At 67.8% G+C, this 14,918-nt stretch carries 13 protein-coding genes; 6 read left to right on the top strand and 7 right to left on the bottom strand.

Annotated elements, in window-relative coordinates:
• Positions 1-56: 56 nt before the first annotated feature.
• Positions 57-1,016 carry an AraC family transcriptional regulator gene (locus tag LRA89_RS03765; RefSeq protein ID WP_230769064.1) on the top strand — a complete coding sequence of 320 codons (960 nt, stop codon included), beginning with the start codon at positions 57-59 and terminating at the stop codon, positions 1,014-1,016.
• A 751-nt stretch (positions 1,017-1,767) separates the two neighbouring features.
• Here the strand turns inward: LRA89_RS03765 and LRA89_RS03760 are convergent.
• The 3 genes from LRA89_RS03760 to LRA89_RS03750 all read right to left on the bottom strand — a co-directional run bounded on the left by LRA89_RS03760 (position 1,768) and on the right by LRA89_RS03750 (position 4,007).
• Positions 1,768-2,535, bottom strand: a complete 768-nt coding sequence (locus tag LRA89_RS03760; protein ID WP_230769063.1) for an EAL domain-containing protein — start codon at positions 2,533-2,535, stop codon at positions 1,768-1,770.
• A gap of 143 nt (positions 2,536-2,678) precedes the next feature.
• The gene (gene wrbA / locus LRA89_RS03755) at positions 2,679-3,281 is read right to left on the bottom strand and encodes an NAD(P)H:quinone oxidoreductase (protein WP_055755717.1); all 603 of its coding nucleotides are present in this window, start codon (positions 3,279-3,281) and stop codon (positions 2,679-2,681) included.
• Between the two features lie 30 nt (positions 3,282-3,311).
• Positions 3,312-4,007, bottom strand: coding sequence for a pirin family protein (locus tag LRA89_RS03750; RefSeq protein WP_056494157.1), 696 nt, complete (start codon positions 4,005-4,007; stop codon positions 3,312-3,314).
• Between the two features lie 95 nt (positions 4,008-4,102).
• Between LRA89_RS03750 and LRA89_RS03745 the strand changes: the two genes are divergently transcribed.
• Together LRA89_RS03745 and ctrA are read left to right on the top strand one after the other, a co-directional pair.
• Entirely contained in the window at positions 4,103-5,005 is a 903-nt protein-coding gene (locus tag LRA89_RS03745; RefSeq protein WP_230769062.1) for a LysR family transcriptional regulator, read from the top strand.
• 128 nt (positions 5,006-5,133) lie between these two features.
• Complete coding sequence (gene ctrA / locus LRA89_RS03740; protein WP_055755711.1) at positions 5,134-5,835, top strand: response regulator transcription factor CtrA; 702 nt, start codon at positions 5,134-5,136, stop codon at positions 5,833-5,835.
• A gap of 9 nt (positions 5,836-5,844) precedes the next feature.
• On the opposite strand, the gene LRA89_RS03735 is transcribed toward ctrA, so the two are convergent.
• The 4 genes from LRA89_RS03735 to LRA89_RS03720 form a co-directional block, all read right to left on the bottom strand.
• The gene (locus LRA89_RS03735) at positions 5,845-6,735 is read right to left on the bottom strand and encodes a transferrin-binding protein-like solute binding protein (RefSeq protein WP_230769061.1); all 891 of its coding nucleotides are present in this window, start codon (positions 6,733-6,735) and stop codon (positions 5,845-5,847) included.
• 156 nt (positions 6,736-6,891) lie between these two features.
• Positions 6,892-7,572 carry a L,D-transpeptidase family protein gene (locus tag LRA89_RS03730; RefSeq protein ID WP_230769060.1) on the bottom strand — a complete coding sequence of 227 codons (681 nt, stop codon included), beginning with the start codon at positions 7,570-7,572 and terminating at the stop codon, positions 6,892-6,894.
• A 234-nt stretch (positions 7,573-7,806) separates the two neighbouring features.
• Complete coding sequence (locus LRA89_RS03725) at positions 7,807-9,474, bottom strand: amidohydrolase (protein ID WP_443024926.1); 1,668 nt, start codon at positions 9,472-9,474, stop codon at positions 7,807-7,809.
• Positions 9,471-10,337 carry an NAD(P)-dependent oxidoreductase gene (locus LRA89_RS03720; protein ID WP_230769059.1) on the bottom strand — a complete coding sequence of 289 codons (867 nt, stop codon included), beginning with the start codon at positions 10,335-10,337 and terminating at the stop codon, positions 9,471-9,473. The genes LRA89_RS03725 and LRA89_RS03720 overlap by 4 nt, the downstream gene beginning before the upstream one ends.
• Positions 10,338-10,540: 203 nt before the next feature.
• On the opposite strand from LRA89_RS03720, the gene LRA89_RS03715 reads away from it, so the two are divergent.
• From LRA89_RS03715 to LRA89_RS03705, 3 genes are all read left to right on the top strand, one after another.
• The gene (locus LRA89_RS03715) at positions 10,541-12,583 is read left to right on the top strand and encodes a TonB-dependent siderophore receptor (RefSeq protein WP_230769058.1); all 2,043 of its coding nucleotides are present in this window, start codon (positions 10,541-10,543) and stop codon (positions 12,581-12,583) included.
• Positions 12,584-12,639: 56 nt separating this feature from the next.
• A complete protein-coding gene (locus LRA89_RS03710; RefSeq protein WP_055755700.1) occupies positions 12,640-13,881 on the top strand; it encodes a threonine ammonia-lyase in 1,242 nt (413 codons plus the stop codon).
• A gap of 199 nt (positions 13,882-14,080) precedes the next feature.
• The gene (locus LRA89_RS03705) at positions 14,081-14,845 is read left to right on the top strand and encodes an arginyltransferase (RefSeq protein WP_230769057.1); all 765 of its coding nucleotides are present in this window, start codon (positions 14,081-14,083) and stop codon (positions 14,843-14,845) included.
• Positions 14,846-14,918: the final 73 nt, after the last annotated feature.

Genomic DNA, 14,918 nt, shown 5'->3' with positions numbered 1-14,918 from the left:
TCTGGCCCGGATATGGGATGCACGACGATTCTTCCGGCCCGATCCCCAGGGTCGTCATGGACACCTCCGTCTTACCGGTGGCCGAACAATTTGCCTATTGGGCGGCGCATACGCGCGGCGCGCGGCTGTTTCAGCCCGAACCCGGCCCGTTTCTATGCCGGGGCGACATGTGGAACCTCGGCGCGTTGCAGATGACGCTGGTCGACGTCGATCCGTTCGTCGCGGTGCGCGACCGTGCGCTCGTCAATGCGGTCGACGCCGATTACATCCAGTATTGCCAGTTGCTTGACGGTACGATGACCTTCGAGGCCGATGGCGCGACGGCGGTGCTGACCGCCCCCGCCGCCTTCCTGCGCGATTCCAGCCGGCCAAGCACCGTGACGGCGACCCGCACCCGCTGCCTCATCCTGTATTTCGCGCGGGGGTTCCTTGAGGAAGTGACCGGTCCGATCGATTTCCAGGGGCCGCTCGCTCCCGTTGCCGAACTGACGCTGCTGCGCGATGTCGGTGTCGGGATGATCGGCTTCTTTCCCGACGCGGCGGCGAGCGCCGCGCCACTCTATGCGGCGATCCTGCGCGATCTTGCCGCCGCCGCGATGCTGCGCGCCGGGGCGATCCAGCGTACCGGCGCGTCGTCGCTGCTGGCCGCCGCGAAGGATCATGTCGCGACGCAGCCGCCCGGGACGCTGTCGATCGAGGGCATCACCGCCGCGCTGGGGGTGTCGCGATCGGTGGTGTATCGCCTGTTCGAGCGCGATGGCGGCGTGCTTGCCTATGATCGCATGCGCCGGCTGCGCGCGCTCCACCGGGCGGTGTCCAACCCACGCAACACCAGCACGCTGGCCGAGCTTGCCCGGCGCTATGGGTTCCGCGACCCCGCGGCGCTGTCGCGCAGTTTCCGCAAGGCGTTCGGGGCGACGCCGGAAGGGGTGCGGCGACGACACGCCGATTTCGTGTCGGGGTCGGCGAGTTCGGCACCGTTCGAGATTCGACGGGCATTCGATAGCTTCGAATAGTATCGGCTGGTTGTCGGTGACGCCGGAATTATCGGCGCGGGGTTTGCGGACGTTGAGTGGATCGCCGCTTCGGCCAACCTTCGCAGATGGCAATCGGACCAGCATCAACCCTATTGGAAAGCGAAACTGCGCTTCGCGCGATGCGCGCTTAACGATCCCGCTACGCCTGACGATTGGGCCGATGCGGTTCGGCAAGCTGTTCGTTGACGCTCAATTTCGGACATGAGGCTACCTCTCGAAGGTGGCTCAGCGACAAACCCCACATCTTTGAAACCCGCCATCTGTAGGGTGTATATCGCGCCACCCAAGCATCGGTAAGGCGTTTCTGTTATATTGGCATCGATATGGGCTCGCCGCCCTAACCTCGCTTCCGGTCGCGCGATCGCCAGTAACTCGTCCGTGGTGACTTTGCGTCTGTTTACTTCGATGCTGCACGCCGTTGCAGGACCTCGAACGATCACATTGAACGGCACTGCCGTCGTGCGACTTGCGCATCCCGTTCCGGCCATCAGAAAAGCGGCCGCCGTTGTTCCCCAGAGTGATAGCTTCATACCCCAACGATGCCGAAGCAATGTCCGTGGTGCAACACCGCTACCCGCCAAACTCCGCCATTCGCACGACAGCGGTACGGTCGGTCGCGCCAAGAAATTCCTGTGGCGCGCCACCGGTGTAGCGCTTGCACGCGGCTAAGCGATGCCGTGGAACCGGCCCGGTTCGATCGGGACCGACCCTCCACTCGAACAATGGCCGCTCACGCGATCAGGCGTAGCGGCACTTCGACCGGCAGCACCGGGATCGGCAGCGTTCGGAACCCCGGGCGGGCGAACAGATAGCCCTGCATGTAGCGCACGCCCATGGCGCGCAGCGCGTCATATTCCTCGCGGGTTTCGATGCCTTCGGCGACGACGGTGATGCCGAGGCGGTGGAGCATCGCGACCAGATATTCGGCGATGATCCGGCGCGGCTGGCTGGTATCAATGTCGCGGATCAATTCCATGTCGAGCTTGATGACATCGGTTTGCAGCCGGGCCAGCAGCGCGAGGCCGGCGTGGCCCGCCCCGAAATCGTCGAGCGCGGTGGCGAAGCCCATCCGGCGATAGGTGTCGATGATATTGGCCAGATGCCCGGTGTCGCGGATTTCCTCATTCTCGGTGAATTCGAAGATCAGGCGATCGGTCGGGAAGCCGGCCGCAGCGGCGGTCTGCAACGTCAACTGGATACAGGCGACCGGCGAATAAACCGCGTTCGGCAGGAAGTTGATCGACAGTCGGGCACCAGTCGGCACGATGCCGGCGGCGACGGCCTGGGTGATCGCCGCCACCCGGCATTGCTGGTCGAACGCATAGCGGTTGGCGTCGGTGACGGTCGAGAGCACCGTTGCCGCCCCCTCGCCGTTCGGGCCGCGTACCAGCGCTTCGTAGGCCCATGGCGTGCCGGTTTCGACATCGACGATCGGCTGAAACGCCATCGCCAGATCGAACTGGTCGGCGGCATTTCGGCAGCCCTCGCAGCGGTTCATCGCAGGGTATCCATCCGGCGGTTCTGCGACGCCAATTCCTAATTTCCCGTATTTAACATATGTTATGCTTGCTATTGTCGCGCAGGGCGACCTGCGCGATCGGGGGGCAGGGGGCGGCCCGACGAAGCGCCCCCTGCCCTGCCTTACCCGAAGACCTTGGTCGCGAGTTCGGCAATGCGCTTGCCCTGATGGCGGGCGCCGCCCAGCTCGATCTCGGTCGGCTGGCGGCTGCCGTCGCCCGCCGCGATGGTCGAGGCGCCATAGGGGGTCGAGCCGTTCACTTCGTCCAGTCCGCCATGGCCGTCATAGCCATAGTCGAGGCCGACGATCGTCAGCCCATGGTGCAGCAGGTTGGTAATGATCGAGAACAGCGTCGTCTCCTGCCCGCCATGCTGGGTCGCGGTCGAGGTGAACGCGCCGCCGATCTTGCCGACGAGCCCGCCCTTGGCCCACACGCCGCCGGTCGTGTCCCAGAAGGCCGCCATCTGGCTCGACATCCGGCCATAGCGGGTGCCGGTGCCGACGATAATCGCGTCGTAGTGGGTCAGTTCGTTGGGATCGGTCAGCAGCGCGTGATGATCGGCGACGACGAAGCCCGCCGACTTGGCGACCTCGTCGGGCGCGGTTTCACGCACGCGGCGCACATCAACCTCGGCCCCGCCGGCGCGGGCACCCTCGGCGATGGCGTCGGCCATCTTGGCGATATGGCCGTAGGACGAATAATAGAGGACCAGAACCTTCGACATGCAGGCATACTCCTTTGGGAAAGACGTTGCTTATTCGGCGTCGACGAGGACGAGTTCACTGTCCTCGATCGCGGTGATGGTGACGGTCTGCCCGCCCGAGAGCGCCGCCCCGTCGCGCGCCTGAAAGGCGACGCCGTCGATGGTGAACGCGCCGGTCGCGGCGACCAGATAGGCGTGACGCCCCGCCCCCACGCTATGCTCCACACTCTCGCCGGCGCGCAGCGTGGCGCCGAGCACGCGGGCGTCGGCGCGGATGCGCAGCGCATCCTCGTCGTCCGCACCGCTGGCCAGCGTCACGAACTTGCCCGAGCGCTCACCCTTGGGAAAAGGTTTCGCGCCCCATGACGGGGTGCCGCCCTTCTGGCGTGGTTCGATCCAAATCTGGAAGATGCGGGTCGTTTCGGGTTCGAGGTTGTATTCGGCATGGCGCACGCCCGAACCGGCGCTCATCACCTGCACGTCGCCCGCCGACGTGCGGCCCTTGTTGCCCATCGAATCCTGATGGGTGATCGCGCCGGATCGGACATAGGTGATGATCTCCATGTCCTTATGCGGGTGCGGCGGGAAACCCGAATTGGCGGCGATCTCGTCGTCGTTCCACACCCGGATCGCGCCCCAGCCCATGCGGGCGGGATCATGATAGTTGGCGAAGCTGAAATGATGGCGGGCGTTCAGCCAGCCGTGGTCGGCGTGGCCGAGGCTGGTGAAGTCGCGTTTGTCGATCATCCGAAGTCTCCTTGCTTGACGATCAAGATAGGCGGCGCGACAGTCGCGTAAACGGAAACGTCGGAAACCGATCGTTTCGGGAACGAGGAACATCCATGCGGCTGCCGGATTTCGAGGCGTGGGCGATGTTCGCCTGTGTGGTGGAGCATCGGTCGTTCAGCGCGGCCGCGGCATCGATCGGCGTGTCGAAAGCGACGGTGTCGAAGGCGGTGGCGCGGCTGGAGGTGTCGCTCGGCACCACCTTGTTCCACCGGACGTCGCGGCGGCTCGCGCTGACCGATGCCGGCCAGTCGCTGAGCGAGCGGGCGGCGCGGATATTGGCCGAGGCGCAGGGGGCGGAGGAACAGGCGCGCGACGCCGCCGCCGCGCCGACCGGTCTGGTGCGGGTGGCGGCGCCGATGTCGTTCGGCCTCGCCCATGTCGCCCCGGCGATCGCGGACTTCCTGGCGGCGCATCCCGGCGTCGAGATCGACCTGACGCTGTCCGATGCCAAGGTCGACATCGTGGCCGACGGGATCGACGTGGCGTTGCGCATAGCCGACCTGCCCGACAGTTCGCTGCGCGCGCGGCGGCTGGCCCCGGTGGCGATACGGATCGTCGCCGCGCCGTCCTATTGGGAAACGCATGGTCGGCCGACGCATCCCGCCGACCTCGGCCATCATGCCTGTTTCGGCTATACCAACCTGCCCAACGCGATCTGGCATTTCCGGCAGGGCGCGGAGGAAGTGGCGGTCCGCCCGGCGGGGCCGCTGGCGACGAACAATGGCGAGGCGATGCTGCCGGCGCTGCGCGCGGGGATGGGTGTGGCGCGGCTGCCCGATTTTCTGGTCGATGCCGACATCGCCGCCGGGCGGCTGGAGCCGGTGCTGGAGGCATGGACCGGGGCCGGGGTGGCGCTGCACCTGCTGACCCCGCCCGGCACGCTCAGGCCCGCGCGGGTCGAGGCGCTGATCGAGTTTTTGTCCGAACGGTTCCGGCGTTTATGCCAGCGACGTTAACCGCTCATCCTAACGAATCGTTCTGGCTTAAGCGGAAATTAACCTTTTGCCTTCAGAAAGGTTTACAGTAATTGTTCTCGCTTGCGCGCCGACAGGGAAGAGCGTGCCGCGAAACGGGGGACTGCCGGATGCGCGTGCTGCTGATCGAGGACGAGCCGACGACCGCCAAGGCGATCGAGCTCATGCTGACCACCGAGGGTTTCAATATCTACACGACCGATCTGGGCGAAGAAGGCCTCGATCTGGGCAAGCTGTATGATTACGACATCATCCTGCTCGACCTGAACCTGCCCGACATGCACGGCTATGACGTGCTGAAGAAGCTGCGCGTGGCGCGGGTGCAGACGCCGGTCCTGATCTTGTCGGGCATTGACGAGATGGACAGCAAGGTACGCTCGTTCGGCTTCGGCGCCGACGATTACGTGACCAAGCCGTTCCACCGCGAGGAACTGATCGCGCGTATCCATGCCGTGGTGCGCCGCTCGAAGGGCCATTCGCAGTCGGTGATCCGCACCGGCAAGCTGGCGGTGAACCTCGACGCCAAGACGGTCGAGGTCGACGGGTCGCGCGTCCACCTGACCGGCAAGGAATATGCGATGCTCGAGCTGCTTTCGCTGCGCAAGGGCACGACGCTGACCAAGGAAATGTTCCTGAACCACCTGTACGGTGGCATGGACGAGCCCGAGCTGAAGATCATCGACGTCTTCATCTGCAAGCTGCGCAAGAAGCTCAGCACCGCCTGCGACGGCGAGAATTACATCGAAACGGTGTGGGGCCGCGGCTATGTGCTGCGCGAGCCCGACGAGATGGGTGAGGCGGCGGTCGCCTGAAGCATCACGTCACCGCCGCGCGGTGGCATAGCCTGACCCTTCGATCCGGCGCCCGCTCGCCGGATCGGTGACATCGACCCGGAAGATCAGGCCGGTTTCCTCTGCCGCCGGCCCATAGAAGGTGCCGACGACCTCGGCTGAGCCGGTGATGCCGTCACCGGCCGACAAGGTGCCGCGAAAACCCCCGGCATACAGCGCGTCAGCCCGCCGCCGGAGCGTGCCGCTATACCGGCCAAGCGCGGCGGGCGGGAGCGTCGTACCCGCGACGCGCCCCGTCAGCGTCAGGTCGACGCGGACGTCACCGCTCGCCTGATCGACCACGATGCTGCCGGTGCTGTCGCCCAATTGATAGGGTTGCGCGGTTACCCCCTGCCCGGCGGTCAGCGTGCCGACGATCGCCGCATCGTAGCGGACCGTTCCGCTGTTCGGCCAGATCGGCGGCGGGGTGATGTTGCCGTAGAGGCAGTCGTAGCGGAACGGCGGGCTGGTAATCGCGGTCTGGGTCAGCCGCGCCGTCGCGAGATAGGTCCGCGCGCCGCTCGCCGGGGGTCGCAGTTCCAGCCGGTAGCTGCCGGTATCATAGCGTGCGGTGAATGCCAGGTCGGGCAACGCCATGGCGCGGTCACGCTCGCCAAGTTGGATGCCGTAACGCACATGCGGCGGGGCGACCGATTGCAGATAGCCGGGTGCGTCGCCGGTCAGATCAAGACCGAGATCGATCCCGGTGCCGTACGCCAGCAAGCGTGGCGCATCGGTGCCGACCTGCGCATCGCACAACGTCTCGTATTTTTCGCGCGGGGTCTGTGCCAGCGGCCGGACGTTCGCGTCCGGGTTGGTCGATGTGGCGGTCGGCGTGGGAGTTGGCGTCTGGGTCGGCGCGGGAGCCGGCGCCGCGATCACCGATGGGGCTGAGCTACTGTTACCGCCTCCGCCGCAGGCGGCAAGCGTACCCGCGGTGGCGAGCAACATGATTCGAACCTGGCGCATCGATTTCCCCCCGGAAGCGCGCGGCGTTGCCCGAACCCTTTTGCAAAGACAAGCTTCGTATACGTTGTATCAGCGGCGGGCAATCGCTGCCCCCATCGCCAGCCGCTTGCCGTTGGTGATGATGACGCGGTCGCCGAGCTTCACCGCCGCGAAGAGCTTGCGGGCAAAAGCGGTGGGGACGCCAATGCAACCGTGGGTCGCGCCGCCGGGCTGCACGTCGCTGCCGTGGATCGAGATGCCGTCGTTGGTCAGCCGCAGCATGTACGGCATCGGCGCGCCATAGAGGTTGCTGACATGGTCGGCGTCCTTCTCGGTGATCTTGAGCGCGCCGAGCGGCGTGGGTTTCCAGTCGGCGCCGTACAGCACGACCGCCGTGCCGATCTCATAGCCGTCACGGAAGATCGACAGGACCTGCGCGTCCAGATCGACGGTAATGACGATCGGGCCGGTTTTGGGCGCGGCGCTTTCGTCCCACAGCCAGCGGCCGTGGGTGAACGGACCGTCGATCGTCAGGATGTGGCGGACGACCATCGCCTCGGGCGCGGGAGTCGCGGCGGGGGTCGGCGTCGGGCGGATGGTCGCCGGAGTCGAGCGGGTGGACGGCGTGGGCGTGACGCGGATGACCGGCAGCGGCGGGGCGGCCGGTGCGGCGGGGTGCGCGCCGATCAGCATCAACGCGCCCCCCGCCGTCGCGCCGATCGCGCCCAGCAGCAGCGTCACTCCCAATGCGGTTCGCAGCTTCGCGGCCATGGGCGGGTCCTACCCCGGATCGGGCGCGGGTACACCCGTGGATTCGGCGGCGTTCCGCGATGGGACAGAGTCGGGGTGGTGCGGGACGCGGTCGGCCAGCCGGTGTGCCATCTGCGGAACGGTGGACCCCGAAACAGGTCCGGGGTGACGACGGTGTAGCGGTATCGATCGCGCGGGGCCGGAGCCGCTTGACGCTCCGGCCTTCGCCGGGGCGAGGGTTCTCCCGAGCTACCCTTACCGCCCCACCGCCACCTCCGGCTTGTCCTTGAGCGGCCATGCCCGGTAGCCGCCGACCCAGGTTTCCAGCACCTTCGTCGCGCGGAGTTCGGCCGGCGTGGCCGCCACCGGATCGCGGTCGACGACGAGAAAATCGGCCTTTTGCCCGGGCAGCAACGAGCCGAAGCGCTGTTCGGCGAAGCCGGCATAGGCCGCGTCCTGGGTGAACGCCTTCCATGCCTGTTCGCGCGTCACCCGTTCTTCGGGGCGCCAGCCGCCCGGCGGCTGGCCGTTCGCGTCCTCGCGGGTGAAAGCAGCGGCCCAGCCGACGAAGGGGTTGGGATGTTCGACCGGATAGTCCGAGCCGAACGCCAGCCGCCCGCCGTCACGCAACACGGTCGCCCACGCATAGGCCCCTTTGAGCCGCGCCTCGCCCAGCCGTGCCTCGGCCATGGTGCGGTCGCCGGTAGCATGGACCGGCTGCATCGAGGCGATGGTGCCGTTGCGCCCCAGCGCGGGCAGGTCGGCGGGGTCGATCACCTGCGCATGTTCGATCCGCCAGCGGCGGTCGTCCTTGTACGACGAGGCGATCTCGGCGATCGCGTCTAGGACCTGCCGGTTCGCCTGATCGCCGATCGCGTGGATCGCGAGCTGGAAATTGTCCATCGTCGCGCGGCTCATGACGTTGAGCAACGTGGTGTCGCCGATGAACGACAGGCCGCGCTGGCCCGGCGCGTCACTGTACGGCGCTTTCAGCCACGCCCCGCGCGAACCCAGTGCGCCATCGGCGTAGAGCTTGATCCCGCCCATGCGCAGGCGATCACCGTAGAGCCACGGCGTCGGCCCCGATCCCGCCACGCTCAGCGCGGTGTCGAGTCCCATGCCATAGCTCATGATGCGTACGCGCAACTGGCCGATGTCGCCCATGCGGCGGAACACCTGCCAGTCGTCGACGGTGGTGCCCATGTCGGCGGTGGCGGTGATGCCGTTCGACAGCAGCGTGTCCTGTGCTTTCAGAAACGCCGCGTTGCGTTCGCGCGGCGACGGTTTGGGCTTCGCGGCGTCGAACAGCGTCGCGGCGGCGTCGACGAACACGCCCGAGGGCTGGCCGTTCGCCAGCTCGATCCGGCCGCCCGGCGGCGATTTGGTCTGGGCGGTGATGCCCGCCGCCTTGATCGCGGCAGTGTTAGCCCACACCGCATGGCCGTCGGCGCGTTCGAGCAGCACCGGCTTGTCGCCGACCGCCGCGTCGAGTTCGGCGGCGGTCGGGAAGCGGCCGAGGCCCCATGCCTCCTGATTCCACCCGCCGCCGACGATCCACGGCCGGTTGCCGTTGGCGCGGGCATAGGCGCGAATCGCCGTCTGCGCGTCGGCGAGCGAGCGGGTGGCCGACAGGTCGATCTCCAGCCCGCGATAGCCGAGCGCCATGACATGGCCGTGCGCGTCGATCATGCCCGGCATGACGGTGCGCCCGCCCATGTCGGTGCGCCAGTCGGGGCGCTTGGGCGGCTTCTCGCCCTTGAGCACCAGCCGAACGACCTTGCCTTCCTTGTCGATGACGATCGCCGAGAAGCGCACGACCGCCCCCCGCGAATCGAGCGCAACGCCGTTGACGTTATCGACGAGGCCGTCGGCGAACGCCGGGGCGGCGGCAAGGAGCGCGGGGATCAGGAGCAAGCGCTTCACTTGGCCAGTCTCCGCACGAGCGCGCTGGTATCCTGTCGCCCGCCGTCCATCGCCTGTACCTCCGCATAGAATTGGTCGACCAGCGCGGTGACGGGCAGCGTCGCCCCCTGCCGCCGTGCCTCGTCGAGCGCCAGCCCAAGGTCCTTGCGCATCCAGTCGATCGCGAAGCCGAAGTCGAACCGGTCCTGTGCCATCGTCGGCCAGCGATTGACCATCTGCCAGCTTTGCGCCGCGCCGCCCGATACCGCTTCGAGGACCTTGTCCAGATCGAGATCGGCCTTTTGCGCGAAACGCAGCGCTTCGGCGAGACCGCCCAGGACGCCGGCGATGCAGATCTGGTTGACCATCTTGGTCGTCTGCCCCGCGCCCGCCTCACCGACATGGACGATGCGCTGGGCATAGGCGGCCATGATCGGTTCGGCGGCGGCGAAGGCCTCTGCCGAGCCGCCGCACATGATCGAGAGCTTGCCGTTTTCCGCCCCCGCCTGTCCGCCCGAAACCGGGGCATCGAGGACGAGCAGGCCGCTTGCCGCGCCGGCATCGGCCAGTTCGCGGGCGATCGCGGCGGAGACGGTGGTATGGTCGGCGAACAGCGCACCCGAAACCATCGCGGCGAAGGCGCCGTCGTCGCCCAGCGTTACGGCGCGCAGATCGTCGTCGTTGCCGACGCAGGCGAACACCGCATCCGCGCCCTTCGCAGCGGCGGCGGGTGTGTCGGCGACGGTGCCGCCGTGCTGTTCCGCCCAGCGATCGGCCTTGGCGCGGGTGCGGTTGTAGACGACCACCCGGTGCCCGGCGGTGACGAGATGCCCGGCCATGGGCGCGCCCATGACGCCGGTGCCGATGAATGCGATGGTTGCCATGACGGGGGTTTAGGAGGTGTCGCGGGTTCGCGAAAGGGGCCGTACGCCCAGCCACGGCAACCTTTGCTATTGATAACGACTCGCATTGTCCTTAGGGGCAGCATCGACCGTAGCGGCACGATGCCGACCGACGCAGGCAAGGATGCGCGGGCAGGAGGAACGGCACGGCATCGCGATACGGGGGCAGGGATTTGACAAGGCGTTTGGTTGCATGGGGTTTCGTCGCGCTGGCCGGTCCGCTGCCCGCCGCCGCACAGGACGCCACGCTGATCGACGAGCTGCTGGTCGTCGGACGGCGCCATAGCATCCGCCCCGAAGTCGCGACCGGCGCGACGCGGACGCAGACCGCGATCGAGGACATTCCGCAGGCGATACAGGTCGTCCCGCGCGAGACGATCGACGAGCAGCAACTGGTGCGGCTGGCCGATGTGGTCGCCAACGTGTCGAACGTGCAGCCCGGCGGCACGCAGGGCAACCGGACCGAATTGTTCGTCGTGCGCGGGTTCGAGCTGTCGTCCTATGCGATCGACGGGATTCTTACCAACCCGGCGCAGAACTTCACCGAAACGGTCCGCGACCTCGCCAATGTCGCGCAGGTGGAGGTGCTGAAGGGACCGGCGTCGGTCCTGTACGGACGCGGCGAGCCGGGGGGCACGATCAACATCGTCACCCGTCGTCCGGCCTTCACCTTCGGCATGGAAGGTCAGGTGCAGGGCGACGGCAACGGGCTGCGCCGGGTGCAGGCGACCGTGACCGGCCCGGCGAGCGAGGCGCTGGCGGCGCGGTTCAGCATCGCCGCGCAACGCAGCGGCAGCTTCCGCGATTTCCAGATCGACGGCAGCCGCGTGTTCTTTTCGCCCTCGATCGCCTGGCGGCCCGATGCCGCGACCCGCGCCGATGTGGATTACGACTATACCGATCAGGTGACGCCGGGGGATCGCGGGCTGCTGGTCGTGAACGGCGCGGTGCGGGGGCCCGCGTCGCGCAGCTTTGGCGAGCCATGGTCGCGCAATTTCGGGCGGCAGCACGGGGTGCGCGGGCGGATCGAGCATGACCTGACCGACTGGCTGACGCTGCGCCAGATCCTGTCGCATCAACGCGGCGAGAGCGGGCGGACCGTCGCCGATTTCACCGGCTTCAACACCGCGCGCACGTTGTTGCAGCGGCGCGGCGTCCGCCAGTCGCAGACGGTGGCGACGACGACCAGCCAGAGCGAGGCGCTGTTCCGCTTCGACACCGGGCCGCTCACCCACCTGCTGCTCGCCGGGTTCGAGGCGGTCGATGTGCGCCGCACGACCAGCGAATGGCGCGCGCCGCTGGCATCGATCCGCGTCGCCGATCCGGTGCAGGGGGCGCTGCCCGGCACCTTCGCCTTCTTCCGCACGGTCGACGTACGCGCGCGGTTCCTTGCCCCCTATGTCCAGGACCAGATCGGCATCGGCGACCGCGTCGACATCGTCGCGGGCGTCCGCTGGGACGATGTCGACCAGACGACGACCACCGCCGGGATCGCCACCGCCGAGGACGGACGGCGCGCATCGCCCCGGCTGGGGATCGTGTGGCATGCCGTGCCGTCGGTCGCGCTCTATGCCAACTGGTCGACGTCGTTCCGCCCGCGCACCGCCGCGCAGGCCGACGGCGGCACCGCGCCCCCCGAAACCGGACGGCAGTATGAGGCGGGGGTCAAGTTCACCCCCGCCGACGGCCGCCTGATCGCCAGTGCCGCGATCTTCGACATCGTGAAGAACAACGTGGCCAGCGCCGATCCGGTCAATAACGGCTTCGTGATCGTCACCGGCCAGCAACGATCGCGCGGGGCCGAGGTCGACCTGAGCGGCGAGGTGCTGCCCGGATGGCGCTGGATCGTCGGGGCGGGCTATCTGGATGCCACGGTGACGCGCGATACGGTGATCCCGGTCGGCAACCGGTTGCGCGGGGTGCCGGAATGGAGCGGCAACCTGTGGACCACCTATCGCATCCCCGCCGGGCCGCTAGGCGGCGCGATGCTGGGCGGCGGCGCGATCCGCGTCGGCGCGCGGGCGGGCGATCTGGCCAACAGCTACTCGGTCCCCGGCTATACCCGCTTCGACCTGACGGCGGGCTATACCATCGCCGATCGATACCGGCTGGGCGTAGTGGTGCGCAACGTCACCGACCGCTTCTATGTCGAACAGCCGGTCGCGTTGACCACCAACTATCCCGGCAGCCCGCGCACCGTGTCCGCCACGCTGTCGGTCGAATGGTGAGCCGGTTTGTCCGCCGCCTTTCCCCGCTGCGTCTAATCGGCTAGGCGCGGAGCCCTATGGCTACCAACCCGATCGCTTCGCCCGCCCTGCCCCTTTCGCTCGACGATGTACGCGGCGCGGCGATGCGGATTTCGGGGTCGATCGTGCGCACGCCGACGCTCATCAGCCGCACCCTGTCCGAACTGACCGGGGCGACCGTCTATCTGAAGTTCGAGAATCTCCAGTTCACCGCCGCCTACAAGGAGCGCGGCGCGCTCAACACGTTGCTGCAACTCGATGAGGCGACCCGCGCCAAGGGCGTGATCGCGGCATCGGCGGGCAATCACGCGCAGGGCCTCGCCTATCACGGCAACCGGTTGGGGGTGCCCGTCACCATCGTGATGCCCAAGCCGACGCCGACCGTGAAGGTGATGCAGACGCAGAGCCACGGCGCGACCGTGGTGCTGGAGGGCGAAACCTTCGACGCGGCGTACGACCATGCCCGCAAGCTGGAGGCCGAACAGGGGCTGACCTTCGTCCATCCGTTCGACGATGCGCGGATCATGGCGGGCCAGGGCACGGTCGCGCTGGAGATGCTGGAGGACGTGCCGGCCATCGACACGCTGGTCGTTCCGATCGGCGGCGGCGGGCTCATCAGCGGCATGGCGACCGTCGCCCGCGCGTCCGGCCGCGCCATCGAGGTGATCGGCGTGCAGGCCGAGCTGTTCCCGTCGATGTACAACCGGCTGCACGGCACGACGATGGACTGCGCGGGCGACACGCTGGCCGAGGGGATCGCGGTCAAGCAGCCCGGCGGCCTGACCGCGCAGGTGGTCGAGGCGCTGGTCGACGACATCGTGCTGGTGAGCGAGCGGCAGTTGGAGGAGGCGGTGAGCCTGCTCGTGCAGATCGAGAAGACCGTGGTCGAGGGCGCGGGCGCGGCGGGGCTGGCCGCGCTGCTGGGGCACGGGGACCGGTTCAAGGGCAAGACCGTCGGCATCGTGCTGTGCGGCGGCAATATCGACACGCGGCTGCTCGCCAACGTGCTGCTGCGCGATCTGGCGCGGTCGGGACGGCTGGCGCGGCTGCGCATCCGGTTGCAGGACCGGCCGGGCGCGCTGTTCCACGTCGCCAAGATCTTTCACGAACAGGCGGTCAACATCATCGAGGTGTATCACCAGCGCGTGTTCACCACCCTGCCCGCCAAGGGACTCATCACCGACATCGAATGCGAGACGCGCGACCGCGCCCATCTCGACCGGCTGGTCGAGGGACTGCGCGATGGCGGGTACGAGGTCAGCACGGTGGAACTGGCGTAGGGGGCGACGCGATGCTCGCTTCTCCCCTCCCTTGTCAGGGAGGGGAGAAACGGGACTGACGGCGCGCCGCATCATCCAAAGGGACCACCGGCGTGACGATTAACCGTCATTGATGCTCAAGCCGCTTTTCACGATGCGGCTTCCGCGCCATATCGGCGTTCGACACCATTAGCTGGACCGCTGGACGAAGGATCGCCGGGTGACTGCGCCGTTTCGTTTTCCCCGTTTTTTCGTCACCGCCCCCTCGCCCTGCCCGTATCTGCCCGGGCGGCAGGAGCGCAAGGTGTTCACCGAGCTGAACGGCCCCAATGCCGACGAGCTGAACGACGCGCTCGGCCGGATCGGGTTTCGGCGCAGCCAGTCGGTCGCGTACCGGCCGAGCTGCGTCGGGTGCAGTGCCTGCATCTCGGTGCGCGTGGTCGCGGGGGCGTTCGCGCCCAACGCCACGCAGCGCAAGCTGCTGCGCCGCCACGGCGACCTCGAAATCCGCACCTGCAAGCCATGGGCGACCGACGAGCAGTTCCGCCTGCTGCGTCGTTATCTGACCGCGCGGCATCCCGGCGGCGGCATGTCGGCGATGGACGAGAGCGACTTCGCCGACATGGTCGAACATTCGCCGGTGACGTCGTGGATCGTCGAATATCGCGAACCGACGCTCGACGGGCGGCCGGGCAAGCTGGTCGCGGCGTGCATCACCGACGAACAGGCCGACGGGCTGTCGATGGTCTACAGCTTCTTCGAGACCGAGGACGACAGCCGGCAGGGGCTGGGCACGTTCGTCGTGCTCGACCATATCCGCCGCGCGCGGGCGGCGGGGCTGCCACACGTCTATCTCGGTTATTGGGTGAAGGGGTCGCCGCGCATGGCATACAAGACCCGGTTTCGCCCGATGGAGGCGCTGGGGCCGGCTGGCTGGGCGGTGCTGGGCGACGTGCCGCCGATCGACGCGACAGTCGCCGCCTGAGATTCATGCGAAAGGGCGCGGCTGCCATGCCGGCAACCGCGCCCTTTCGTGCGACCGGCCGGGGCTGATGCCC

The sequence above is a fragment of the Sphingomonas sp. Leaf4 genome, from assembly GCF_920939515.1.
Classification (GTDB): Bacteria; Pseudomonadota; Alphaproteobacteria; order Sphingomonadales; family Sphingomonadaceae; genus Sphingomonas.
The sequence above is the reverse complement of the archived record's forward strand: the minus strand, read 5'-3'. Positions and strand labels throughout refer to the sequence as shown.

Bases quoted from the DNA above. Each gene is read 5' to 3' on its own strand.
- LRA89_RS03765 (WP_230769064.1), top strand. From the start codon at position 57: ATGGACACCTCCGTCTTACCGGTGGCCGAACAATTTGCCTATTGGGCG.
- LRA89_RS03760 (WP_230769063.1), bottom strand. From the start codon at position 2,535: ATGAACCGCTGCGAGGGCTGCCGAAATGCCGCCGACCAGTTCGATCTG.
- wrbA (WP_055755717.1), bottom strand. From the start codon at position 3,281: ATGTCGAAGGTTCTGGTCCTCTATTATTCGTCCTACGGCCATATCGCC.
- LRA89_RS03750 (WP_056494157.1), bottom strand. From the start codon at position 4,007: ATGATCGACAAACGCGACTTCACCAGCCTCGGCCACGCCGACCACGGC.
- LRA89_RS03745 (WP_230769062.1), top strand. From the start codon at position 4,103: ATGCGGCTGCCGGATTTCGAGGCGTGGGCGATGTTCGCCTGTGTGGTG.
- ctrA (WP_055755711.1), top strand. From the start codon at position 5,134: ATGCGCGTGCTGCTGATCGAGGACGAGCCGACGACCGCCAAGGCGATC.
- LRA89_RS03730 (WP_230769060.1), bottom strand. From the start codon at position 7,572: ATGGCCGCGAAGCTGCGAACCGCATTGGGAGTGACGCTGCTGCTGGGC.
- LRA89_RS03720 (WP_230769059.1), bottom strand. From the start codon at position 10,337: ATGGCAACCATCGCATTCATCGGCACCGGCGTCATGGGCGCGCCCATG.
- LRA89_RS03710 (WP_055755700.1), top strand. From the start codon at position 12,640: ATGGCTACCAACCCGATCGCTTCGCCCGCCCTGCCCCTTTCGCTCGAC.